Raw genomic sequence first — 20,449 nt, 5'->3', positions numbered from 1 at the left:
CCTCAGTTCGGCCCCCGCACCATCGCGGACAGGCGCCGAGCGACCCGGCCCGGCGACCCTGGCCGCGCGCGGCGCCAGAAAGCCGCGACCGCCATCCCCAGGGCCAGTGCCGCAATCAGCCAGGGCCACATCCCCGCGGACCGCGGCTGTTGCGCCGCGAGCTGTCGATTCTTGAGTTCGATCAACCGCTGCTGCGCCTTCTGGGCCTGTTCGAGTTCCGCGATGCGCTGCTGCATCTGCTGGAACTCGGTATAGCGTGTCGCCACCAGGTCGGCGGCCGCGCGCTCGCGATCGGCCGCCGCCCCGTCTCGCTGCCGGGTGGATCCCGAACCCGACGCCAATGCCGCCGCATCGGCAGAAGGCGCCAGCTCCAGCCGCGCCGGCGCGACCCGGACGGTGGGGCGCGAACTCGAAAGCCGATCGACGGATCCCGGTGGAGCCTCGACCGATTCAACCGGGGGCATGTCGCCGCTGCGCCACTGCTGGATCTGCAGCCGCACCATCGTCTCTGCCGCGACCGCATCCAGACGGGTGAGCTCCGCGGGTGCCGGGACACGCAGCACCGCGCCGCGCCGGAGCAGATTGATGTTGCCCGACCCGAACGCATGCGGGTTGGTCCGCAGCAGCGCGAGCATGGCCTGTGGCGGGGTGGCGCCGGCCAGCGGCATGCGTTCGACGATTCGGGTCAGGGTGTCGCCCGGACGCACGGTGTAATCGCCTGGACGGCGCGCCGCGCCCGCCGCGGGAACCGCAACCGCGGAACGGACGGGCGATCCGGGAACGGCTGCGGAGTTCGCCTGCGTTCGCGGCGCCCGTGACGGCTGTGGCCGGCCGGTTACCGGCGCCGCTTTCGGTCGTGGCGGTGCGCTTTCCGGGCGTTGGTCGGCGTGCAAGGGGATCGGCGCGGGCGTCGCCAACGCAGCAGTCGGCGCGTTGTCGAGCGGCACGATGGCCGGTTCGAGCGGCGCCGGCAGCGCGTCGGCAGGATCTGGCTGGCGCGCGATAGCGTTGTCCGCGGCCTGCACCGGCATCTGGATCTGCGGCTCGACCGGCGCCGCCAGCGTCGGAGTAGCTCCCAGCGATACCGAGTATTCGCGCACCAACCGGCCCTGCGGTGCATCCACCTGGACCAGGAAGGTGAGGAAATCCTCCTCCACCGGCAGCGTGCTGGTGACCCGGATCAACGCGCGCGGGCCGCGCACCACCTCGAAGCGCAGGTCCGCCACCACGCCCTGGGGGCGTGGCAGGCCGATGCGGGCGAAGGTCGTGGACGACGCGAGCTGCGCCTGCAGCTGCTGCAGGTCCTGTGGGGTGGCGCCGGTGATCGGGATCTCCGCTAACAGCGGCTCGCCGAGCGCGGACCGGATTTCGATCCGATCGACATCCAGCGCATACGCGGGCGCCATCGCCAGCAACAGCGCCATTGCCACCCCCAGCATCCCTGCCTTGCGCATCCAGCGCCTCCGATCGTGACCACCACTCCGCCGGGCATGGTGCCGCGCCGCAAGCGACCCGGCAACCCGCAGGCTCAGTCCTCCGCCGCCACCAGCTCCGCGATCTGCACCGCGTTCAAGGCGGCGCCCTTGCGGATGTTGTCGGACACGATCCACAGATTGAGACCGTGCTCGTGAGAGAGGTCGTCGCGAATGCGACCGACGTACACCGGATCGCGCCCGGAAGCATGCGTCACCGGCGTGGGGTAGCCGCCGCCCCTGGGCTCGTCCACGACCTCGATCCCCGGCGCCTGCACCAGCAGCTTGCGAGCATCGGCGGCTGACAACTTCTCGCGCGTTTCGACGTTGACCGCCTCGGAATGGCCGTAGAAGACCGGCACCCGCACCACCGTCGCGTTGACCCGAATCGTGTCGTCGCCCAGGATCTTGCGCGTTTCCCAGACCAGCTTCATTTCCTCGGTGGTGTAGCCGTTGTCGGTGAAATCGCCGCCGTGCGGGATCACGTTGAAGGCGATCTGCACCGGGTACACCTCCGGTTCGGCGTCCTGGAAACTGAGCAGGGCCGCGGTCTGGCGGCCGAGCTCTTCCAGCGCCTTGCGTCCGGTGCCGGACACCGACTGGTAGGTGGCGATGTTGAGACGGTCGATGCCCGCGGCGTCGTAGATCGGCTTGAGCGCCACGAGCATCTGCATGGTCGAGCAGTTGGGGTTGGCGATGATCCCGCGCGGGCGCTGACGCACGGCTTGCGGATTGACCTCGCTCACCACCAGCGGGATATCGTCGTCGTAGCGGAACGCCGAGCTGTTGTCGATCACGACCGCGCCCGCGGCGGCGAACCTGGGCGCGTATTCCTTTGAGACCGAGCCGCCAGCCGAGAACAGGGCGATGTCGACCCCGGCCGGATCGAAGGTGGCCAGATCGTGCACCAGAAGTTCGTCGTCGCCGAAGGCGACGTGTCCGCCAGCGGAGCGCTCGCTGGCCAGGGCCACGACCTCGCGTGCGGGAAACCGGCGTTCGGCCAGCACCGAGAGCATCATTTCGCCGACCGCGCCGGTCGCGCCCACCACCGCGACCTTGAACCGCCGGTCGGAAGAACGCGTGTCTGAAGCCGGCTTGCTCATCTGTTTCCTCTCGAGATTGATGCACATCCGAACGTCGGCGACCTGTGGCCGGCAACGTCGGACTGCGAATGGAGATCGCGCGTGCCCGGCACCTAGGTGCCGGGCGGAGTGACCGGGGGGATGGGGTTGGGCGGCCGCCCCGCATCGGGACCGAAACCCAGCGCCGCGATCAGATTATCCACGGCCAGCGCCACCATCGCACGGCGCGTGGCCAGGCTGCCGCTGCCGATATGCGGAGTGAGTACCACATTGGGCAGTGCGAGCAGGCGCGGATTGACCCGCGGCTCGCCTTCGAACACGTCCAGGCCGGCGGCGGCCAGCCCGCCGGCTTCCAGCGCGTCGGCCAGTGCGTCCTCGTCGACCAGGCCGCCGCGGGCGATATTGGTGAGCGTGGCGCCGGGCTTCATCCGCGCGAGGGCGGCGGCGTCGATGATATGGCGGCTGTGCGCGCCGTACGGCAGCGCAAGAACCAGGTGGTCGGAGCCGGACAGCAGTTCGTCGAAGCCGACGTAATGCGCCTGGCAAGCCTGTTCGATGGGCCCGGGCAGGCGTTGGCGGTTGTGGTACAGCGTGCGCATCCCGAACCCGATCGCACGCCGCGCGATGCCCTGCCCGATCCGGCCCATGCCGAGAATCCCGAGCGTGGCGCCGTGCACGTCGCGACCGAGCATCTGGGTGAATGCCCAACCCCGCCACTGCCCGGCGCGCAGCCAGCGTTCGGCCTCGCCGATGCGGCGCGCCGCCGCGAGCATCAGCGCGAAGCCCAGATCGGCGGTCGTTTCGGTCAGCACGTCGGGGGTGTTGGTGACCACGATGCCGCGTGCCTGCAGCGCGGCGATATCGAGGTTGTCGTAACCGACCGCGACATTGGCGATCGCGCGCAGGCGCGGCGCCTCGGCGACTTCGGCCGCGCCGACCGGATCATTGAGGGTGACCAGCGCGCCGTCGGCCTCGCACAGGGCGGCGGCGATGGCGGCGCTGCCGTGGCTGGTCACCTGCGGCGCGCTGTCGACTTCGAAATGCGCTGCGAGCCGCGCGACGATGTCGTCGAACAGTGGCTGCGAGACCCAGACCCGCGGCCGCACCTCAGACATCGGCCTGCGGCGGGATACGCGGCGTCACATCACCCACGTCGCCGCATTGCGCGCGGTGCCGCAGCGCCTGGTCCATCAACACCAGGGCCAGCATCGCTTCGCAGATCGGCGGCGCGCGCAATCCCACGCACGGATCGTGGCGTCCGGTGGTCACGACCTGCACTTCCTCGCCATGCACGTTCAGGCCACGGCCCGGCAGGCGCAGGCTTGAAGTGGGTTTGAACGCCACCGACACCACGATATGCTGGCCGCTGGAGATGCCGCCGAGGATGCCGCCGGCGTGGTTGGACAGGAAGCCGCTGCGGATGGCTTCGTCGCGATGCTCTGTCCCCTTTTGCGCGACGCTGGCGAATCCGTCGCCGACCTCCACGCCCTTGACCGCATTGATCGACATCATGGCCGCGGCGAGTTCGGCGTCGAGCTTGCCGTAGACCGGCTCGCCCCAGCCAGGCGGCACGCCGTCGGCGACCGCGGTGATGCGCGCACCCACCGAATCGCCCGACTTGCGCAGCGCGTCCATGTAGCTTTCCAGCTCCGCGACCTGGCCGGCATCGGGCCAGAAGAACGGATTGTCTTCGACGGCGCTCCAGTCGTGGCTGCGCGGAACGACGTCGCCGATCTGTGCGACATACGCGCGCACATGCACGCCGAAGCGCTCAGCCAACCATTTCTTCGCGATCGTCGCAGCCGCCACGCGCATCGTGGTTTCGCGCGCCGACGAACGCCCGCCGCCACGCGGGTCGCGTAGACCGTACTTGTGCCAGTAGGTGTAGTCGGCGTGGCCGGGCCGGAATTGCTCGGCGATCCTGGCGTAGTCCTTGCTGCGCGCATCGGTGTTGCGGATCAGCAAGGCGATCGGGGTACCGGTGGTGCGGCCTTCGAAGACGCCGCTCAGGATCTCCACCTGGTCGGTCTCGTGCCGCGCCGACGTGTGACGGGTCTTGCCGGTCGCACGGCGCGCGAGGTCGTGCGCGAAATCGCCCGGTTCAAGCGCAAGGCCCGGCGGGCAGCCATCGACCACGCAGCCGATCGCGGGGCCGTGGGATTCGCCGAAGGTGGTGACGCGGAGGAGGTGGCCGAAGGTGTTCAAGGAAGTTCTGGGTTGGATCGGGGGCTCGGCTGGAGAGTTCGCACGGATATGGGGCGGAAGTCAAATGGCTTCATCGCATACGGACTACTCTCGCCGTCGAGATGCCTCAGGAGCGAAAGCTTTCGCCTTTCGGCGAGTTACTTTCTTTGCTGGTGCAAAGAAAGTAACCAAAGAAAGCACCTTCCTCGACAGATCGCTCAGGGCGTCTGGGTGGCGAAGGAATTTTCGGACTCGGCCTCCTGCCTCGATCCGAAAACGGCGGCCATCCATGGCCGCCGCCCCTTCGGGGTTTCCGAACGTTAGTGGCGGCTGGCGGAGCAGGAAAGTCAAAGGCAGGAACGATCAACTCACCAGAACGCACCTGCGGCTGATGGCTCGACCAAGCCTTTGACGTTCTCGACGCTGCGCATGCGACCTGCATCCGAACACCCGTAGGGCGGCCGGCATGGATGCCGGCCGTTTTCGGACCGAGCCATGGATGGCGAGTCCGAAAATGGCGACAGCACCGCGCATCCCCTGAGCGGTGTTGACCTCACGAGAAAGGTGCTTTCTTTTGGTTACTTTTCTTTGCACCAGCAAAGAAAAGTAACTCGCCGCAGGCGAAAGCCCTGCTTTATGAAGAAAAAGGTGCCGGACTTGAAAACGCTCGCGCGCAGCAACGTCAAAACAACCCACCCGCCGCCCGCGGCGCCTCGTCCGCCCCGTGCCCTTCGCGTGCATCGGCCAGCACCTTGATCCTGGCATGGTGGGTGACCAGGTCCTGCCGCTCGGCCACGAACACGCCCATCTGCCCCACCTTGAACTCCACCCAGGCCAACGGCAGTTCCGGCAGCAGGCGCACCAGCGCCTGCTCGGATTCGCCGACTTCGCAGATCAGCAGTCCGTCCTCGGTCAGGTGCAGCGGCGCGTCGCGCAGGATGCGCAACGCAAGATCCAGGCCGTCGTCGCCAGCGCGCAGCCCCAGCTCGGGTTCGAAGGAGTATTCCTGCGGCAACGCATCGGTCTCGGCGTTGCTGACGTAGGGCGGATTGGTGACGATCAGGTCGTAATGCTCGCCGCGCAGCGCGGAGAACAGGTCCGATTTCACGAATCGCACGTTTTCGACGTGCAGACGCTTCTCGTTTTCCCGCGCCAGCGCCAGCGCATCGTCGCTGATGTCGGCGCCGTCCACGTGCCACTCGGGATTGTGGTGCGCCATGGCGATCGCGATGCAGCCCGAGCCGGTGCACAGGTCCAGCGCGCGTCTCACCTCGCGCCCGCCGAGCCAGGGTTCGAAGCCGGCTTCGATCAGCTCGGCGATCGGCGAGCGCGGCACCAGTGCGCGCGCGTCGGTCTTGAACGACAGTCCCGCGAACCAGGCTTCGCCGGTCAGGTAGGCCGCGGGAATACGCTCCTCGATCCGGCGCAGGAACAGCCCCAGCACGTCTTCCTTCTCCGCTTCGGTGATCCGCGCGTTGCCGTAGACCGGGCTCAGGTCGTGCGGCAGGTGCAGCGCATGCAGGGTCAGCTGGGTGGCCTCATCCAGCGCATTGTCGTAGCTGTGCCCGAACGTCAGCCCGGCCGCATTGAAGCGGCTCGCGCCGTAGCGGATCAGGTCGATGATGGTATGCAGCTCGTTGGTCATGGCCTTCGCCAGGCTCGGGAGGGGCGGCGATCGCTCCGGCACCGGATTATACGGCTGCGCAGCTATCATGCCCCTCCGATCCGGCGCCGGACCAGCATCACCATGTTCAATCGCACCACGTTGTACATCCTGCTCGTCGCGGTCGCGATGGGGTTGGGCCTGTGGGCGGCCGAGCGCTTCTACGGCGAAGGCGCCGTGCGCTCGACGCCCGACCTCCAGGTCGTGCGTCTGTTTCCGCAGCCGCGTCCGCTACCGGAGTTCGCGCTGCGCCAGTCCGATGGCACCCAGCTGGTGCCGGGCGAGCTGAAGGGGCACTGGACCCTGGTCTTCCTCGGCTTCACCCATTGCCCCGACGTCTGTCCGACCACGCTCGCCGAGCTGGCGCAGGCGCAGCAACAGTGGCAGGCGCTGCCGGCTTCCACCCGGCCGCGGGTGCTGTTCGTCTCGGTCGATCCCGATCGCGACAGCAGCGACCGCATCGGCGAATACGCGCATGGCTTCCACCGCGACACGCTGGCAGCGACGGCCGATATTCCCGCACTGGAAAGTTTCGCCCGCTCGCTGAGCATGGTGTTCGCGAAGGTGCCGGCACCCCGCGGCGTGCCCGCCGACCAGTACAGCGTGGACCACTCGGCCACCATCGCCGTGCTCGACCCCGAATCGCGCATGGCTGGCATCATCTCGCCGCCGTTCGTGCCCAGCAGCATCGCATCCGACCTGCTGGTCCTGAGCGGGCATGCCCCCGCCACAGGACCCGGGAAATGAGCCTGGTCACGGCGCTGACCCATGTTCTGCCGCATCGCCTGTTGTCGGCGGCGGCACGGCGGCTGGCCTATTCCCCGAACACGTGGCTCAGCCGATGGCTGATCGATACGGTGACGCGCAGGTTCGGCGTGGACCTGTCGGAGGCGCGCAATCCCGACCCGGGCAGCTACGCCACCTTCAACCAGTTCTTCACCCGCGCCCTGCGCGAGGGCGCACGCGTTCCCGACCCGGATCCGCGCGCGCTGCTGATGCCGGCCGACGGGCGCATCAGCCAGTGCGGCGCAATCGAAAGCGGGCGCATCTTCCAGGCCAAGGGTCAGTCATTCACTGCGGAAGAACTCCTGGCCGATGAAGCGGCCGCGCGCCCCTTCGCCGACGGCCTGTTCGCGACGGTCTACCTGTCGCCGAAGGACTATCACCGGGTCCACATGCCCTGGACCGGTACGCTGCGCGAAACCGTGCACGTGCCGGGTCGGTTGTTCAGCGTCGGCCCGGATGCCGTGCGCCGCGTGCCGCGCCTGTTCGCGCGCAACGAGCGCCTGGTCTGCCACTTCGACACCGATTTCGGACCGATGTGCCTGGTGATGGTCGGCGCGCTATTGGTGTCTGGCGTGGAAACCGTGTGGAGCGGCGAGGAGATCCCGCGCTACGGCGACGCGATCACCGTCAAGGACTACCGCGGCGAGCGCATCGTCCTGGAACGCTTCGCGGAGATGGCACGCTTCAACTACGGATCGACGGTGATCGTGCTGCTGCCGCGCGGTGTGGCGCAGCTTTCGTCCGCACTTTCCGCCGAGTCGCCGGTCAGGCTGGGCGAGCGATTGGCGACCCTGAAATAACGGGCGCGGCGCGCATGCCGCCGGCTACTGCCTGCACCCCTGCAGCTTCAGGCGCTGACCGGGCCGGATGTCGTAACGCGGCGGCTTGATGCCGTTGGCTGCGGCCAGATCCTTGGTACCGCAGCCGTATTTCGCTGCGATCGAAACCAGGGTATCGCCGCGAACGACCAGGTGCTCGTTCGGTGCGATCGGTTTGGCCGGCTGGCCGGTGGCGACGGTGGCCTGCACCGCTCCCTGCCCCGGCACGTAGACCTGCTTGCCTTGCGGATCCGGGCCCACGGCCGCCGCGGGAAGCGTCTGGACCGTACTCACGTCGCCCACGCGCACGATCGCGAGCGAGGGATCGCTGGTCACCAGCTTGTGCGCGAGTTCGGCACGTTCGCCCTGCGCGCAATAGCGGTTGTACAGGCGCACGATCTGGGTCGTGGCATTGATGCTGCCCCCGGCGGGCAACAGGCTGTCGGTATCCAGACGCGGATTGAGGTTGCGCAGCGCACGGAAGAAGCCGTCGGTGTAGCGGGTGTTGCCCAGGCAGATGGTCAGCTCGTAGATGCTTGTCGGACGCTTGAGCCGCAGCATCGCCGGCTTCGAGGCCACGCGCGGAAAGCGCAGCCCGTAGTCCTTCGGATGCAGGTACAGCCAGGCCGCCGCGATCACCATCGGCACGTAATCGCGAGTTTCTGCGGGGAACTGGTTGTAGGTGTCGTAGCTCCAGAAATTATTCCCACCCGCGTTGTAGACGCGTTGGGCGCGACCTTCGCCCCCGTTGTAGGCGGCCAGGGTCATCTCGATGTTGCTGTTGAGCGAGTTGTAGCGCTCGATCAGGTAGGAGGCCGCCGCCTGCGCCGAAGCGCGCGGGTCGTAGCGGGTGTCGAACCCGCTGCCATCGTTGCCCAGGCCGAAACGGCGACCGGTCGCCGGCATGAACTGCAGCGGACCGACCGCGCCGGCGCGCGAACCCACATGCACCTTGCCGTTCGATTCCTTGGCCAGGATACCGAACAGGAGCGCTTCGGGCAGGCCACGCTGCTGGAAGGCGGGCGCCATCAGCGGCCGCAGGTACTGATAGTTTTCGAAGCTCTGCATCAGCGACGGACGCATGTCGGTCAACCAGCGTCGGATTCCCGCCTGCACGGCCGGATTGAACTGCACCGCCTGTGCGAAGCGCCGGTTGCGATCGTCGAGCAGTGCGTCCGCGGTGGCCTCTGCCGGTACGTCGTCGGCGGTGAAGTCGATCGGGTCGTCGCCACCGCCTACGTCGAGTTCCTGCGGCTCTTCGCCGCCCGACTGCAGTGCCGTGCGATAGGTCTGCAGGAAGGCGGCAAGATCGCAGCCACGCTGTTTCGCGCAGCCGGTGATCGCGGTCTCCATGTCGCGCGCGGCCGCGACGCTGGTCTCGGGGTCGCCGCTCGCGGCGCGGTAACGCGCCTCCGCACCCTCCAGATTGCGCTGCAGGACCTCGATGTTGGCGCGGTCGCGGCGCGATTGCGCCTGCGCGGCGGGTGCGAACATCAGAAGCGCGGCGAAGGACAGCACAATGCTGCGGAGTGGGGCAAAAGAGGGCATCGAAGACAAGGCAACCAGGGGAAGTGGCAGGGTAGCCGCGCCCGCGTGAGGGCGACAAGGTCATCGGTCACACCTGGTCACGCGCGGTGCATGCACGCGGCGGTCGCATAGAATTCGGCTTCCCCCGCCAGGACCATGCCATGGATCAGCTCGCGACCAACGCCATTCTGGTGGGCAAGGCGGTCATTCCTGCCGACGCGGGCCAGGTCTGGCTGCAGCCGAAGTTCGGCAATCGCCACGGCCTGGTCGCCGGCGCCACCGGCACGGGCAAGACCGTCACCCTGATGACCCTGGCCGAGGGCTTCTCGCGCATCGGCGTGCCGGTGTTCATGGCCGACGTGAAGGGCGACGTGGCTGGCCTGGCCGTCGCCGGCAGTACCGGCGACAAGCTGCAGCAGCGCATCGCCGAGATCGGCATGCCCGATTACCGCAATGAGGCGGCGCCGGTCGTGTTCTGGGACCTGTGGGGCAAGTCCGGCCACCCGGTGCGCACCACCGTCAGCGAGATGGGCGCGCTGCTGCTCGGCCGCATCCTGGATCTGAACGACACCCAGGGCGGCGTACTCGATATCGTGTTCAAACTGGCCGACGACCGCGGCCTGCTGCTGCTGGACCTGGAGGACCTGCGCGCCCTGCTCGGCCTGGTCGCCGACCAGCGCAAGGACATCTCCACCGAATACGGGCTGGTGAGCGCGCAGTCGATCGGCGCGATCCAGCGCGCGCTGCTGCGCCTGGAGTCCGAAGGCGCCGACCAGTTCTTCGGCGAGCCCGCGCTGGAGCTGGCCGACCTGATGCGCACCACGCCCGACGGCCGCGGTGTGATCGGCATCCTCGCCGCGGAACAGCTGGTCCTGAAACCGAAGCTGTATTCCACCTTCCTGCTGTGGCTGCTGTCGGAACTGTTCGAGCACCTGCCCGAGGTCGGCGATCTCGACAAGCCGAAGCTGGTGTTCGTGTTCGACGAAGCGCATCTGCTGTTCGACGACGCCCCGCCAGCGCTGCAGCAGCGCATCGAGCAGGTGGTGCGGATCATCCGGTCCAAGGGCGTGGGCGTGTACTTCTGCTCCCAGTTTCCCGATGACGTGCCCGACGAGATCCTCGGGCAGATGGGCAACCGCTTCCAGCACGCGCTGCGCGCATTCACGCCGCGCGACCAGAAGGCGGTCAGGACCGCGGCGGAAACCTTCGTCGCCAATCCGGACCTGGACGTAGCCAAGGTGATCGGCCAGCTCGGCGTGGGCGAGGCACTGGTCTCCACTCTGCAGGACAAAGGCGTGCCGATGCCGGTCGAAAAGACCCTGATCGCGCCGCCGCGCTGCCGCATGGGCGCGATCACCGACGCCGAGCGCCAGCAGGTGCGCGCTGGCAGTCCGGTCGGTGCGAAATACGACGAGCGCGTCGATCGCGAATCCGCCGCCGAGATGCTGGCCAAGAAGGCCGAAGCCTCGGCCGAACAGGCCAAGGCGCCCGCGGCGAAGACGCGTGCGCAGGACGAGGCCGAGGACAGCGGCTTCGGCCGCGCGGTGAAGGACGCCGTGTTCGGCACCAGGCGCCGCCAGGGCATGGTCGAGACCATGGCCAAGCAGACCGCGCGCACCATCGGCAGCCAGATCGGCCGCCAGATCCTGCGCGGCGTGCTCGGCGGCATTTTCGGCGGCAAGCGCTGATTTCTTTCCTTCGACAAAGAGGCCGGATCATGACGTCATCCAACCCGCATCGCCTCACGGCCCTGGCCGTCATTTCGCTCGCGTTCGCCGCCTGCACCCGCGATGCACCCGCGCCCGCCGCAGCGCCGGAAGCGCAGGCGCAGGCGCAGGCCGCACCGGAAGCGGCGCCGGCCGAGCCGGCGAAGATTCCCGGCACCGATGCGATCGCCGCGGTCGACAACACGCCGGCCGAGGCCGGAGTGCAACCGGCGGAGAATACGATTGGCGGCGTCGATACCAAGGGCTTCGCCGGCACTTTCGCCACCGAAGGCGCGCGCATCGAGTTCAAGGCAGACGGGCGCTACGCCATGACCGTGCACGCGGCCAGCGCCGACGCCGACCTCGAGAGCACGGGCACCTGGAGCGCAGCAGCCGACGGCAAGACCCTGCTGCTGGATTCGGACGACAAGTCCGAGCCCGACCGCAGCTACACGGTGGTATCGAAGGACGAAATCACCCAGACCGAGGGCGGCCAAACGCTGCGTCGCCGCAGCGACTGATCCGCCCGCGCACCGGTGCGCATTTTCGCCGGTACCGCCCAGCCCGTTACCGGACCTGTCTCCGCTGGCCGCTGCGCCATACGACCGGCGTTGTAGCGGGCGCATGGCTGGCACACGCATGCGCGGCGGTACCGCTGCCCCGGACCATGCGGCGCCATCGATCCCTCGTCCGGAACGCGCTTCGCCTGAAGCGCATGGAGTCCGTCATGACACGTCCCTCGCACCTGCTGGCCGCGACCGTGCTCGGCATCGCGGCTTTCGCCACTACCCTGCCAACCGCTGCCCAGGAGGCACCCAACAGCATCGTCTCCCTCTATCGGGTCGCTCCGGGCAAGCACCTCGAGTTCCTCAAATGGATGGCCGCGCGCGACGCGGTGGATCGCGAGATCGGCGTCGCCGCCACCCAGTGGTATGCGCACCTGAGCGGCGACAGTTGGGACTACATCGCCATCGCGCCTGATCTGGACGAGGCGACATCCGAGCGCAGCGACGCCGAGGCAAAAAAGCGCGGCCTGACCACCGGCGCACGCGCCTCGCTGGAATTCAGGCAGGTCATGGCCTATCACACCGATACCCTCGTGTCCGGGCCCTACACCGCGGAGCAACTGGTCGAACAAGCTGACAAATAAGCAAACCGTCGCTTGAGTCCGGGGCGGTGGTCTGCGATAACCACCGCCCCTTGTTCCTTCCGGCTTCCTGATGTCGCGCTGGCGCCCCCCCGCCGAAAAGAGCACCGCACTGATCACGCGCGAAGGCCACGCACGGCTGAAGGCGGAGCTCGACGAGCTTTGGCGGGTGAAACGCCCCGAGGTGGTCAAGGCGCTCGCCGCCGCCGCGGCTGAAGGCGACCGCTCGGAGAACGCGGAATACACCTACCGCAAGAAGCAGCTGGGCGAGATCGACCGCCGGGTCCGCTACCTGACCAAGCGCCTGGAATCGCTGCGCGTGGTCGATGCGCCGCCCTCCGACCGCGGGGCCGTGTTCTTCGGCGCGCACGTCACCCTGGAGAACACCGCGACCGGCGAGATGGTGATCTACCGCATCGTCGGCCCGGACGAAACCGACGCCGGCCGCGGCTGGATCAGCATCGATTCGCCGCTGGCACGGGCGATGCTGAAGAAGCGCTTCGACGACGAGTTCGATGCCGTGCTGCCGGGCGGCATCGTCCGTTATGCGATCGTCGAGGTGCGCTACTTCGATTGAGTACTGCGCCGCGGCTCGTCGACCTCGGGCGAACCAATGTCCTCCTCTTCCTGCGAGTCGCACTCGCGCGCGCGCTTGGCAAGGGCTTCGTATCGGTCCTGGAAGGCCTTCAGTTCCGACTCCTCCAGCTCTTCCAGGTCGAGCAACTTGTTGTGCGCGCCGCGCGTGGCCCGGATCAGTTCGTCCAGCTTGATCTGCAGCGCCCGGCTGTCGCGGTTCTGGCTGTTCTGGATCAGGAACACCATCAGAAAGGTGACGATGGTGGTGCCGGTGTTGATCACCAGCTGCCAGGTGTCGCTGAACTTGAACAGCGGGCCGCTCGCCAGCCATGCCAGCACCACCAACAAGGCCAGCACGAAGCTCACCGGGCTGCCGGCGAAGCGGGAGGCCGCGTTCGCCATGCGGGTGAACAGGTTCCTTTGCGCCATGGCGCGGCTCCGATGCGGGTACGGACTGGATTGTGCGCGCGTAATGCCAAAGCCGCGTCAATTGGCGGAGGTGCCTGACGTGGGAGCGGCCTGGGCCGCGATTTCTGCTTCTGTGGGAGTGGCCTCGGCCGCGACGCTTTTCGCTGCAATCGGCCACGGGAGAAAAGCATTCGCGGCCGAGGCCGCTCCCACCAGCGACCAGCTCAGATCCCGCCGTACCAGTCGTATCCCTGGTCTTCCCAGGTACCGCCCTTCCCGCCCGCCAGCCGCGCATAGCCGTCGACCACCTCGATGGTGTGGACGTACTTGGGCTGCTTGTAGCCGAGCTTGCGTTCGATGCGCATGCGCAGCGGCGCGCCGTTCGCCACCGGAACCGGAGCGCCGTTGAGCGCGTACGCGGCGATGGTCTGCGGGTGCAACGCATCGTGCAGGTCGATGCTTTCGTAATAGCGGCTGCCGTCGCCCAGCAGGTCGTCGAAGCAGTGGAACACCACATAGCGCGCGCCTGGCCTGAGCCGCGCCAGGCCCAGCAGATGCGCCAGCGGCACGCCGGTCCATTGGCCGATCACGCTCCAGCCCTCCACGCAGTCATGGCGCGTGATCTGGGTGCGCGCGAGCATGGCCTGCAGCGCATCGAGCGCGAACTCCAGCGGACGCTCGACCAGCCCGCGTATGCGCAGGCGATAGCCGGCGAAACCCTGCGCCTTCAACGCGAGGTATTCGGGCGTGCGCGGATCGATCGATCCATTGGGCTTGAACACCGGCGAGATCATGCCGGCCGGGAATTCGCGCGCGAGCCAGTCGCCGGTGAGCAGGCGCTGCATGCGCCGGTTCAGCGGCTCGGCGAGGCTGAGCGCATCGACGAAGCCCTCGCGCTGCGATAGCGCATCGCAACCGGCCAGCAGTCCCGCGCCGGCGCCCAGCGACAGGCGCAGGAAGCGGCGGCGCTTGGCGGCGAAATCCTCATTCGGCATGGGCTGCTCCTCCCTGCTCACCGCGCACCCGGAAGCGCCCGGTGATCATCGAACGCATCTCGTTGATCGGGCCTGCGTACACCACCATCAGCACATGCACCAGGGTGAACAGCACGAACAGCGACATCGCCACGAAATGCAGCGTGCGCGCCGACTGGCGGCCGCCCACCAGTGCAATGAATCCGGACATCACACTGTCGAGCTGCGGTGACATCGACAGGCCGGTGAGGAGGACCAGCGGCGTCAGCACAAAGATCACGCCGAGATAGGCGAGCTTCTGCAGCGGGTTGTAGCGCAGGGCCTCGCTACCCTGCGGGTGCCGGAAGCGCAGGTGGTCGAGCACCGAGCGCGGCACCTCGCGCCAGTCGCGGCGCCGCATCGCCAGATCATCGCGCAGGTGGCGGCTGGCCAGCGACCAGGCCAGATAGCAGATGCCGTTGATCACCCAGGCCCAGGCGAAGAAGAAATGCCAGCGCCGGCCCAGAGCCAGTGAACGCGGGCCCGGGATCGTCGCCCATTCGGGGAATCCGCGCCTGACGTTGCGACCTTCGGCATTCGCCGAAACACCGAACAGCCCGGTGGTGTCGTAGGTCGCATTGCCCAGGCGGGTGACCCCCTGCCCCTTGCCGTCCGCGCCGCGCACCGATTCCATCGCCAGCAGCGGCGTATCGAAGTGCGAAGCCTCGCCCCAGTACAGCGCCGGATGCGCGTTGAAGATCTGCAGGCCGCTGCCGACCAGGGCCAGCATGCAGGCCAGGTTGATCCAGTGCATCAGCCGCAAGGGCCATCGGTGGCGCAGCACCGTGCGCGCCGGTTGCATGAGGCGGCCTTCGGATTCCGGGGTCGATGCCATGGCCGGGAGAAGCTTACTCCCGCGAGGCCGCGGACGTTCCCCGGGGCGCCCCTCCGCGATTGCGATCTTGCCGATCGCGTGGCGCCGGGACCCTAGGCCGTTTGCTCCGGCACAACCTCACCGTACAGATCGTGCTCGTCGCTGCCCATGATCTCGACGTCGGCGAAATCGCCCGGCTGCAGCCCGGCCTCGAGCCCGTTCTGCACCTGCACCAGGCCGTCGATCTCCGGCGCGTCGGCCATCGACCGGGCGATGGCGAGCTCGCCGTCTATGGCATCGACGATGCAGCGCTGCACGCTGCCGACCTTGGCTTCCAGCCGGGCGGATGAAATCTGCTCCTGCCGTTGCATGAAGCGCGCCAGTCGTTCCTGTTTCACTGCTTCGTCGACAGGATCGGGCAGCGCGTTCGCCGCTGCGCCCTGCACCGGCGAATAGGCAAACGCGCCGACGCGATCGAGCTGCGCCTGGTCGAGGAAATCCAGCAGTTCCTCGAACTCGGTTTCGGTCTCGCCCGGGAAGCCGACGATGAAGGTGCTGCGGATCGTCAGCTCCGGACAGATCGCGCGCCAGCGCTGGATCCGCTCCAGGGTCTTGTCCACCGCGCCGGGCCGCTTCATCAGTTTCAGCACGCGCGGGCTGGCGTGCTGGAACGGGATGTCCAGGTACGGAAGGATCTTCCCTTCGGCCATCAGCGGGATCACGCTGTCGACGTGCGGATACGGGTAGACGTAATGCAGCCGCGTCCACACACCGAGTTCGCCCAGGCCTTCGCACAGCGCCTGCATCCGGGTCTGGTACGGCCGGCCATGCCATTCACGCTCTGCATACTTCAGGTCGACGCCGTAGGCCGACGTGTCCTGCGAGACCACCAGCAGCTCCCTGACCCCGCCGCGCACCAGCTTTTCGGCTTCGCGCAGCACCTCGTCGACCGGGCGCGAGACCAGGTCGCCGCGCATCGACGGGATGATGCAGAAGCTGCAGCGGTGGTTGCAGCCTTCGGAGATCTTCAGGTAGGCGTAATGCTTCGGGGTGAGCTTGAGACCGTAGTCCGGGACCAGATCGACGAACGGATCGTGCCTGGGCTGTAATGCGGTGTGCACCGCCTCCATCACACTGGCGTAGTCCTGCGGGCCGCTGATCGACAGCACGTCCGGATAGGCTTCGCGGATCACTTCGCTGCGCTTGCCCAGGCAGCCGGTGACGATGACCCTGCCGTTCTCGGCCATGGCCTCGCCGATCGCGTCCAGGGATTCGGTCACCGCGGAGTCGATGAAGCCGCAGGTATTGACCACCACCACGTCGGCATCGTCGTAGCTCTGCACAAGATCGTAACCTTCGACTCGCAGCTGGGTGAGGATGCGCTCGGAGTCGACCAGAGCCTTGGGGCAGCCGAGGCTGACGAAACCGACTTTTGGATTGGCGAGCGACATCGGGGAATTATAGGAGCCACGGCGCTAGAATCGTCCCGAACCGAACGAAGGACGGCGCATGGGCCGCGATATCGCGATCGAAACCTCGCACGGCCTGGTCGACGGCTGGCTGGCCGAACCCGACGGCGCGCCGCGCGGCGCGCTGGTGGTGGTGCAGGAGATCTTCGGCGTCAACGAGCACATGCGCAGCGTCACCGAGCGCTTCGCGGCCAGCGGCTATCGCGCGCTGGCGCCATCGCTGTTCGATCCGGTGCAGGCCGATGTGGAACTGGGTTACGGGGAAGACGGATTCGCACGCGGGCGCGCGCTGGCGGCCCAGCTCGGATTCGATCGCGCCCTGGCGATCGTCGCCGCGGCCGCCGAGCGCCTGCGCGGTGACGGCCTGAAGGTCGGCGTGGTGGGGTATTGCTGGGGCGGCAGCGTGGCCTATCTCGCCAATACGCGCCTGGGCCTGCCGGCGGTGAGCTATTACGGCGCGCGCACCGTGCCGTTCCTGCAGGAACCGCTGCGGGCGCCGATGCTGTTCCACTTCGGCGCGGACGATGCCAGCACGCCGCCGGCCGATGTGGAGGCGCACCGCAGCGCGCACCCGGATGCGGAACTGTACGTGTATCCGGGCGCCAGCCATGCCTTCAACCGCGACGTGGATCCCGCCCACTTCCATGCCGAAAGCGCGGACCTTGCATTGAAGCGCACGCTCGCCTTCTTCGAGGCGCAGCTGTCATGAATGGCTGGCACCTGCACCCGCAGCTGGCCGACGACACCCATCCGCTGGCGACGCTCGAGCTGTGCGAGCTGCGCCTGATGGACGATGCGAACTATCCGTGGCTGGTGCTGGTGCCGCGCGTGGCCGATGCGGTCGAGCTGCTCGATCTGGACACGGCGCAGCGACACCGGCTGAGCGACGAGATCGACACGGCTTCACATGCGCTGCGCAGGTCGTTCCGTCCGTACAAGCTCAACGTGGCCGCACTGGGCAACCTGGTGCCGCAACTGCACGTGCACGTGATCGCGCGCTTCCGCGAGGATCCCGCCTGGCCCGCACCCGTCTGGGGCCGGGTCGCTGCGCAGCCCTACTCACCCGAGGCGCTGGTCCAGCGCATCGCCGCGCTGCAGGACGCGCTGCGGGGGTGAACGAGCGGGAGTGGCGCGTCGAACCGCTGGGCGAAGACGCCCTGCTGCTGCGCTTCGAGCAGCGCCTGGATCCGGCCATCAACCAGCGCGTCCACGCGCTGGCCGCCGCCATCGAAAGCCGGCGCCCGGCCTGGCTGCGCGAACTGGTGCCCGGCTTCGCCAGCCTGGCGCTGGGGATCGATCCCAACGCCGTCGCCGCCCCAGACGCACTCCAACATGCGCGGGACTGGCTGCGGCAGGGTGCGTTCGACGCGCATGAAGCGACGGAAGCCACGCTGCCGCTGTTCGAGGTGCCGGTGTGCTACGGCGGCGAGTACGGACCCGACCTGGAGGCGCTTGCCGCACACGCCGGACTCAGCGCGCACGAGGCGATCGCGCGCCACGCGGCAGGCGTTTACCGGGTGGCGATGCTCGGCTTCGCGCCCGGGTTTCCCTATCTGCTTGGCCTGGATCGCGGCCTGGCGATGCCGCGCCTGGACACTCCGCGCACGCGCGTGGCCGCCGGCAGCGTCGGTATCGGCGGCGCCCAGACCGGGATCTATCCGCGCCAGGGTCCTGGGGGCTGGCGCATCATCGGCCGCACGCCACTGACCCTGTTCGATCCGGCGCGCGCGACACCGAACCTGGTCGCGCCCGGCCAACAAGTGCGCTTTGTGCCGATCGATGCGGACGAGTTCGCTCGGCTGGCCGCGCCGCGGGCGCGCAGGAGCCGCAGGTGAACAGCGTGCATGTGCTCGCGGCGGGCCTGCTGACCACGCTGCAGGATGCCGGGCGCCCGGGCTGGCGCCATCTGGGCGTGGGCTCGGCAGGCGCGCTGGATGCGTGGTCGCATGCCCTGGCCAACCGGATCGCGGGCAATACCGACGACGCGGCCACGCTGGAGATCACGCTCAGCGGACCTGTGCTGCGTTTCGACGTGGCCACATGCATCGCGCTGTGCGGCGCACGGATCGATGCGCGAGTGGACGCGCAGGCCATCCCGATGGCACGTCCGGTCGACCTGCCCGCGGGCACCGTGCTGGAACTGGGCGCATGCCACGAGGGGGCGCGCACCTACCTGGCGGTCGAAGGGGGATTCGCGGTCCCCGAGATCCTGGGGAGCAAGTCCACCGATCTGCGCGGCGGCTTCGGCGGCATGCGCGGGCGCGCGCTCGCCATGGGCGACGTGCTCCCGCTGGCATCGCGTGCGACGCGCGCGGTGGCGGCCGTGCATGCCGCATCGTGGTGGATCGACCAGGCGCCGGACGACGATCCGTTCCCGACCATCCGGATCCTGCCCGGGGAGGCGCCGGATGTCATCGAAGCGCTCTGCGACGGGCCATTGCGCGTCGACGCCGCCAGCAACCGCCAGGGGCTGCGCCTGCAGGGGCAGGCGCTGACGCCGGATACCGCGCGCGAGCGGATCAGCGAACCGGTCTTCCCCGGCACCGTGCAGCTGCCGCCCGACGGACGCCCGATCGTGCTGCTGGCCGACGCCCAGACCCATGGCGGTTATCCGCGCATCGCCCATGCCATCCGCGCAGACTGGCCCAAGCTGGCCCAGCTGCGGCCTGGCGACAGCCTCAGCTTCCGGAGCTGCACGCCGGCGGCCGCGCGCCGTGCGCTGGAGCTGCAAAGGCAGCGCTTCGCACGGCTGGCGCTGGCCATCGAAGGGCGATCGCGCGCATGCTGACATTTGCGGCGCGGCGGGCGATTGCCTAGTCTCGCGGCGCCCTTTCCTTTCTGGTCCCTCATGCGCCAACACCTCGTCACTGCCCTGATCCTGATCGCCCTGGGGATCCTGTTCCTGGCCCGCAACCTGGGCTGGACCGATCTCGACCTCAGCCGGCTGCTCTCCACGTGGTGGCCGCTGATCCTGATCGCGGTCGGCGTGTCCCTGCTGTTCCGGCAACGCAAGTAGCCGCCATGCCCGCGCGCCGCATCGACTTCAACTGCGACCTGGGCGAGGGCTGCGGCAGCGACGCGGCGATCATGCCGTTCATCAGTTCGGCCAGCATCGCCAGCGGTGGGCATGCCGGCGATGCGGCATCGATGCGCACGACGGTGCGGTTGTGCCTGGAGCACGGCGTTGCGATCGGTGCGCATCCCTCGTTCGAGGATCGCGAGCACTTCGGGCGCCGCGAGCTGCAGCTGCCCTGCGCGCAGATCGCGGCGATGGTCGGCCGGCAGATCCAGGCCCTGGCGCAGGTGTGCGGATCGGCCGGTGCCCGGCTGCAGCACGTCAAACCGCACGGTGCGCTGTACAACCTGGCCGCGCGCGACCGTGACGTGGCCGCCGCGATCGCCGAAGCGGTGCTCGAGTTCGACGGGTCGTTGATCCTGTTCATGCTCTCCGGTTCGCAGGGCGCGGCCGCGGCTGCGGAAACCGGCGTACGCGTCGCGCATGAGGTCTTCGCCGAACGCCGCTATGAAGCCGATGGCCGGCTCACGCCGCGCAGCGAACCCGATGCGGTGATCGAGGACGTCGACACCGCGCTGTCGCAGGTGCGCACGATGCTGCGCGATGGTGTCGTGATCGCACGCACCGGCCAGCGCGTCCCGGTCCGTGCCGACACGCTGTGCCTGCACGGCGATCGCGCCGACGCCCCGGCCTTTGCGCAGGCGCTGCGGCAGGCGCTGGAAGCCGACGGCATCAGGATCCTGGCCCCGGCCGCCCCGGCATGATCGG

22 protein-coding genes are annotated in these 20,449 nt (G+C 68.4%); 12 read left to right on the top strand and 10 right to left on the bottom strand.

Translation table 11 applies throughout. From position 1 onward, the window contains the following. Positions 1-2: 2 nt before the first annotated feature. From MC380_RS02605 to prmB, 5 genes are all read right to left on the bottom strand, one after another. Entirely contained in the window at positions 3-1,454 is a 1,452-nt protein-coding gene (locus MC380_RS02605; protein WP_242162886.1) for a FimV/HubP family polar landmark protein, read from the bottom strand. A gap of 74 nt (positions 1,455-1,528) precedes the next feature. Continuing rightward, complete coding sequence (locus tag MC380_RS02600; RefSeq protein ID WP_242104246.1) at positions 1,529-2,575, bottom strand: aspartate-semialdehyde dehydrogenase; 1,047 nt, start codon at positions 2,573-2,575, stop codon at positions 1,529-1,531. Positions 2,576-2,667: 92 nt separating this feature from the next. Further along, the gene (locus MC380_RS02595) at positions 2,668-3,669 is read right to left on the bottom strand and encodes a D-glycerate dehydrogenase (RefSeq protein ID WP_242104247.1); all 1,002 of its coding nucleotides are present in this window, start codon (positions 3,667-3,669) and stop codon (positions 2,668-2,670) included. Then, on the bottom strand, positions 3,662-4,777 hold the full coding sequence (gene aroC, locus MC380_RS02590; protein ID WP_242163036.1) for a chorismate synthase: 1,116 nt from the start codon (positions 4,775-4,777) through the stop codon (positions 3,662-3,664). The genes MC380_RS02595 and aroC overlap by 8 nt, the downstream gene beginning before the upstream one ends. 643 nt (positions 4,778-5,420) lie before the next feature. After that, complete coding sequence (prmB, locus tag MC380_RS02585; RefSeq protein ID WP_242162884.1) at positions 5,421-6,383, bottom strand: 50S ribosomal protein L3 N(5)-glutamine methyltransferase; 963 nt, start codon at positions 6,381-6,383, stop codon at positions 5,421-5,423. 102 nt (positions 6,384-6,485) lie between these two features. On the opposite strand from prmB, the gene MC380_RS02580 reads away from it, so the two are divergent. Both MC380_RS02580 and asd read left to right on the top strand, forming a co-directional pair. Then, the gene (locus tag MC380_RS02580) at positions 6,486-7,148 is read left to right on the top strand and encodes an SCO family protein (RefSeq protein ID WP_242104249.1); all 663 of its coding nucleotides are present in this window, start codon (positions 6,486-6,488) and stop codon (positions 7,146-7,148) included. Then, positions 7,145-7,987 carry an archaetidylserine decarboxylase gene (gene asd / locus MC380_RS02575; protein ID WP_242104250.1) on the top strand — a complete coding sequence of 281 codons (843 nt, stop codon included), beginning with the start codon at positions 7,145-7,147 and terminating at the stop codon, positions 7,985-7,987. Before MC380_RS02580 ends, asd begins: the two co-directional genes overlap by 4 nt. A gap of 24 nt (positions 7,988-8,011) precedes the next feature. Here asd and MC380_RS02570 read toward each other — a convergent pair whose 3' ends face one another. Continuing rightward, a complete protein-coding gene (locus MC380_RS02570; protein ID WP_242104251.1) occupies positions 8,012-9,553 on the bottom strand; it encodes a transglycosylase SLT domain-containing protein in 1,542 nt (513 codons plus the stop codon). Between the two features lie 140 nt (positions 9,554-9,693). On the opposite strand from MC380_RS02570, the gene MC380_RS02565 reads away from it, so the two are divergent. The 4 genes from MC380_RS02565 to greB all read left to right on the top strand — a co-directional run bounded on the left by MC380_RS02565 (position 9,694) and on the right by greB (position 12,962). Beyond that, complete coding sequence (locus MC380_RS02565; RefSeq protein WP_242162882.1) at positions 9,694-11,220, top strand: helicase HerA-like domain-containing protein; 1,527 nt, start codon at positions 9,694-9,696, stop codon at positions 11,218-11,220. 29 nt (positions 11,221-11,249) lie between these two features. After that, on the top strand, positions 11,250-11,759 hold the full coding sequence (locus tag MC380_RS02560) for a hypothetical protein (RefSeq protein WP_242162881.1): 510 nt from the start codon (positions 11,250-11,252) through the stop codon (positions 11,757-11,759). 206 nt (positions 11,760-11,965) lie between these two features. After that, a complete protein-coding gene (locus MC380_RS02555) occupies positions 11,966-12,388 on the top strand; it encodes a hypothetical protein (protein ID WP_242162879.1) in 423 nt (140 codons plus the stop codon). A 70-nt stretch (positions 12,389-12,458) separates the two neighbouring features. Further along, positions 12,459-12,962 carry a transcription elongation factor GreB gene (greB, locus tag MC380_RS02550; RefSeq protein ID WP_242162877.1) on the top strand — a complete coding sequence of 168 codons (504 nt, stop codon included), beginning with the start codon at positions 12,459-12,461 and terminating at the stop codon, positions 12,960-12,962. Here greB and MC380_RS02545 read toward each other — a convergent pair. From MC380_RS02545 to rimO, 4 genes are all read right to left on the bottom strand, one after another. Further along, positions 12,950-13,390 carry a low affinity iron permease family protein gene (locus MC380_RS02545; RefSeq protein ID WP_242162875.1) on the bottom strand — a complete coding sequence of 147 codons (441 nt, stop codon included), beginning with the start codon at positions 13,388-13,390 and terminating at the stop codon, positions 12,950-12,952. The two genes, greB and MC380_RS02545, sit on opposite strands and share 13 nt — an antisense overlap. A gap of 203 nt (positions 13,391-13,593) precedes the next feature. Beyond that, positions 13,594-14,364 carry a molybdopterin-dependent oxidoreductase gene (locus MC380_RS02540; protein ID WP_242162873.1) on the bottom strand — a complete coding sequence of 257 codons (771 nt, stop codon included), beginning with the start codon at positions 14,362-14,364 and terminating at the stop codon, positions 13,594-13,596. Then, entirely contained in the window at positions 14,354-15,217 is an 864-nt protein-coding gene (locus tag MC380_RS02535) for a cytochrome b/b6 domain-containing protein (protein ID WP_242162871.1), read from the bottom strand. Before MC380_RS02535 ends, MC380_RS02540 begins: the two co-directional genes overlap by 11 nt. Positions 15,218-15,309: 92 nt before the next feature. After that, positions 15,310-16,647 (bottom strand): 30S ribosomal protein S12 methylthiotransferase RimO, encoded by a 1,338-nt coding sequence (gene rimO / locus MC380_RS02530; protein ID WP_242162869.1) that lies wholly within the window; start codon positions 16,645-16,647, stop codon positions 15,310-15,312. A 58-nt stretch (positions 16,648-16,705) separates the two neighbouring features. Between rimO and MC380_RS02525 the strand changes: the two genes are divergently transcribed. Genes MC380_RS02525 through MC380_RS02500 form a run of 6 tightly spaced genes read left to right on the top strand, consistent with a single transcriptional unit; the run spans position 16,706 to position 20,445 of the window. Further along, positions 16,706-17,374, top strand: coding sequence for a dienelactone hydrolase family protein (locus MC380_RS02525; protein ID WP_242162866.1), 669 nt, complete (start codon positions 16,706-16,708; stop codon positions 17,372-17,374). Continuing rightward, positions 17,371-17,781, top strand: a complete 411-nt coding sequence (locus tag MC380_RS02520) for an HIT family protein (RefSeq protein WP_242104261.1) — start codon at positions 17,371-17,373, stop codon at positions 17,779-17,781. Before MC380_RS02525 ends, MC380_RS02520 begins: the two co-directional genes overlap by 4 nt. Next, positions 17,778-18,500, top strand: a complete 723-nt coding sequence (gene pxpB, locus MC380_RS02515; protein ID WP_242104262.1) for a 5-oxoprolinase subunit PxpB — start codon at positions 17,778-17,780, stop codon at positions 18,498-18,500. The genes MC380_RS02520 and pxpB overlap by 4 nt, the downstream gene beginning before the upstream one ends. After that, positions 18,497-19,453: a biotin-dependent carboxyltransferase family protein gene (locus MC380_RS02510; protein WP_242162864.1), complete on the top strand. Its 957-nt coding sequence runs from the start codon at positions 18,497-18,499 to the stop codon at positions 19,451-19,453. Before pxpB ends, MC380_RS02510 begins: the two co-directional genes overlap by 4 nt. 60 nt (positions 19,454-19,513) lie before the next feature. Next, a complete protein-coding gene (locus MC380_RS02505) occupies positions 19,514-19,681 on the top strand; it encodes a DUF5668 domain-containing protein (RefSeq protein WP_242162862.1) in 168 nt (55 codons plus the stop codon). A 5-nt stretch (positions 19,682-19,686) separates the two neighbouring features. Then, positions 19,687-20,445, top strand: coding sequence for a 5-oxoprolinase subunit PxpA (locus MC380_RS02500; RefSeq protein WP_242104265.1), 759 nt, complete (start codon positions 19,687-19,689; stop codon positions 20,443-20,445). Positions 20,446-20,449 lie beyond the last annotated feature (4 nt).

The organism is Lysobacter sp. M15 (assembly GCF_022662515.1).
Classification (GTDB): Bacteria; Pseudomonadota; Gammaproteobacteria; order Xanthomonadales; family Xanthomonadaceae; genus JAKPBU01.
Note: the sequence above shows the minus strand (reverse complement) of the source record. Positions and strands in the feature narration are given on the sequence as shown.

Excerpts from the sequence above, each read along its gene's own strand:
- MC380_RS02595 (WP_242104247.1), bottom strand. The coding sequence starts at position 3,669 with ATGTCTGAGGTGCGGCCGCGGGTCTGGGTCTCGCAGCCACTGTTCGAC.
- asd (WP_242104250.1), top strand. The coding sequence starts at position 7,145 with ATGAGCCTGGTCACGGCGCTGACCCATGTTCTGCCGCATCGCCTGTTG.
- MC380_RS02540 (WP_242162873.1), bottom strand. The coding sequence starts at position 14,364 with ATGCCGAATGAGGATTTCGCCGCCAAGCGCCGCCGCTTCCTGCGCCTG.
- MC380_RS02520 (WP_242104261.1), top strand. The coding sequence starts at position 17,371 with ATGAATGGCTGGCACCTGCACCCGCAGCTGGCCGACGACACCCATCCG.
- MC380_RS02565 (WP_242162882.1), top strand. The coding sequence starts at position 9,694 with ATGGATCAGCTCGCGACCAACGCCATTCTGGTGGGCAAGGCGGTCATT.
- MC380_RS02505 (WP_242162862.1), top strand. The coding sequence starts at position 19,514 with ATGCGCCAACACCTCGTCACTGCCCTGATCCTGATCGCCCTGGGGATC.
- greB (WP_242162877.1), top strand. The coding sequence starts at position 12,459 with ATGTCGCGCTGGCGCCCCCCCGCCGAAAAGAGCACCGCACTGATCACG.
- MC380_RS02570 (WP_242104251.1), bottom strand. The coding sequence starts at position 9,553 with ATGCCCTCTTTTGCCCCACTCCGCAGCATTGTGCTGTCCTTCGCCGCG.
- MC380_RS02580 (WP_242104249.1), top strand. The coding sequence starts at position 6,486 with ATGTTCAATCGCACCACGTTGTACATCCTGCTCGTCGCGGTCGCGATG.
- MC380_RS02555 (WP_242162879.1), top strand. The coding sequence starts at position 11,966 with ATGACACGTCCCTCGCACCTGCTGGCCGCGACCGTGCTCGGCATCGCG.
- MC380_RS02525 (WP_242162866.1), top strand. The coding sequence starts at position 16,706 with ATGGGCCGCGATATCGCGATCGAAACCTCGCACGGCCTGGTCGACGGC.
- rimO (WP_242162869.1), bottom strand. The coding sequence starts at position 16,647 with ATGTCGCTCGCCAATCCAAAAGTCGGTTTCGTCAGCCTCGGCTGCCCC.
- MC380_RS02600 (WP_242104246.1), bottom strand. The coding sequence starts at position 2,575 with ATGAGCAAGCCGGCTTCAGACACGCGTTCTTCCGACCGGCGGTTCAAG.
- MC380_RS02500 (WP_242104265.1), top strand. The coding sequence starts at position 19,687 with ATGCCCGCGCGCCGCATCGACTTCAACTGCGACCTGGGCGAGGGCTGC.
- MC380_RS02545 (WP_242162875.1), bottom strand. The coding sequence starts at position 13,390 with ATGGCGCAAAGGAACCTGTTCACCCGCATGGCGAACGCGGCCTCCCGC.
- prmB (WP_242162884.1), bottom strand. The coding sequence starts at position 6,383 with ATGACCAACGAGCTGCATACCATCATCGACCTGATCCGCTACGGCGCG.
- MC380_RS02605 (WP_242162886.1), bottom strand. The coding sequence starts at position 1,454 with ATGCGCAAGGCAGGGATGCTGGGGGTGGCAATGGCGCTGTTGCTGGCG.
- MC380_RS02560 (WP_242162881.1), top strand. The coding sequence starts at position 11,250 with ATGACGTCATCCAACCCGCATCGCCTCACGGCCCTGGCCGTCATTTCG.
- MC380_RS02535 (WP_242162871.1), bottom strand. The coding sequence starts at position 15,217 with ATGGCATCGACCCCGGAATCCGAAGGCCGCCTCATGCAACCGGCGCGC.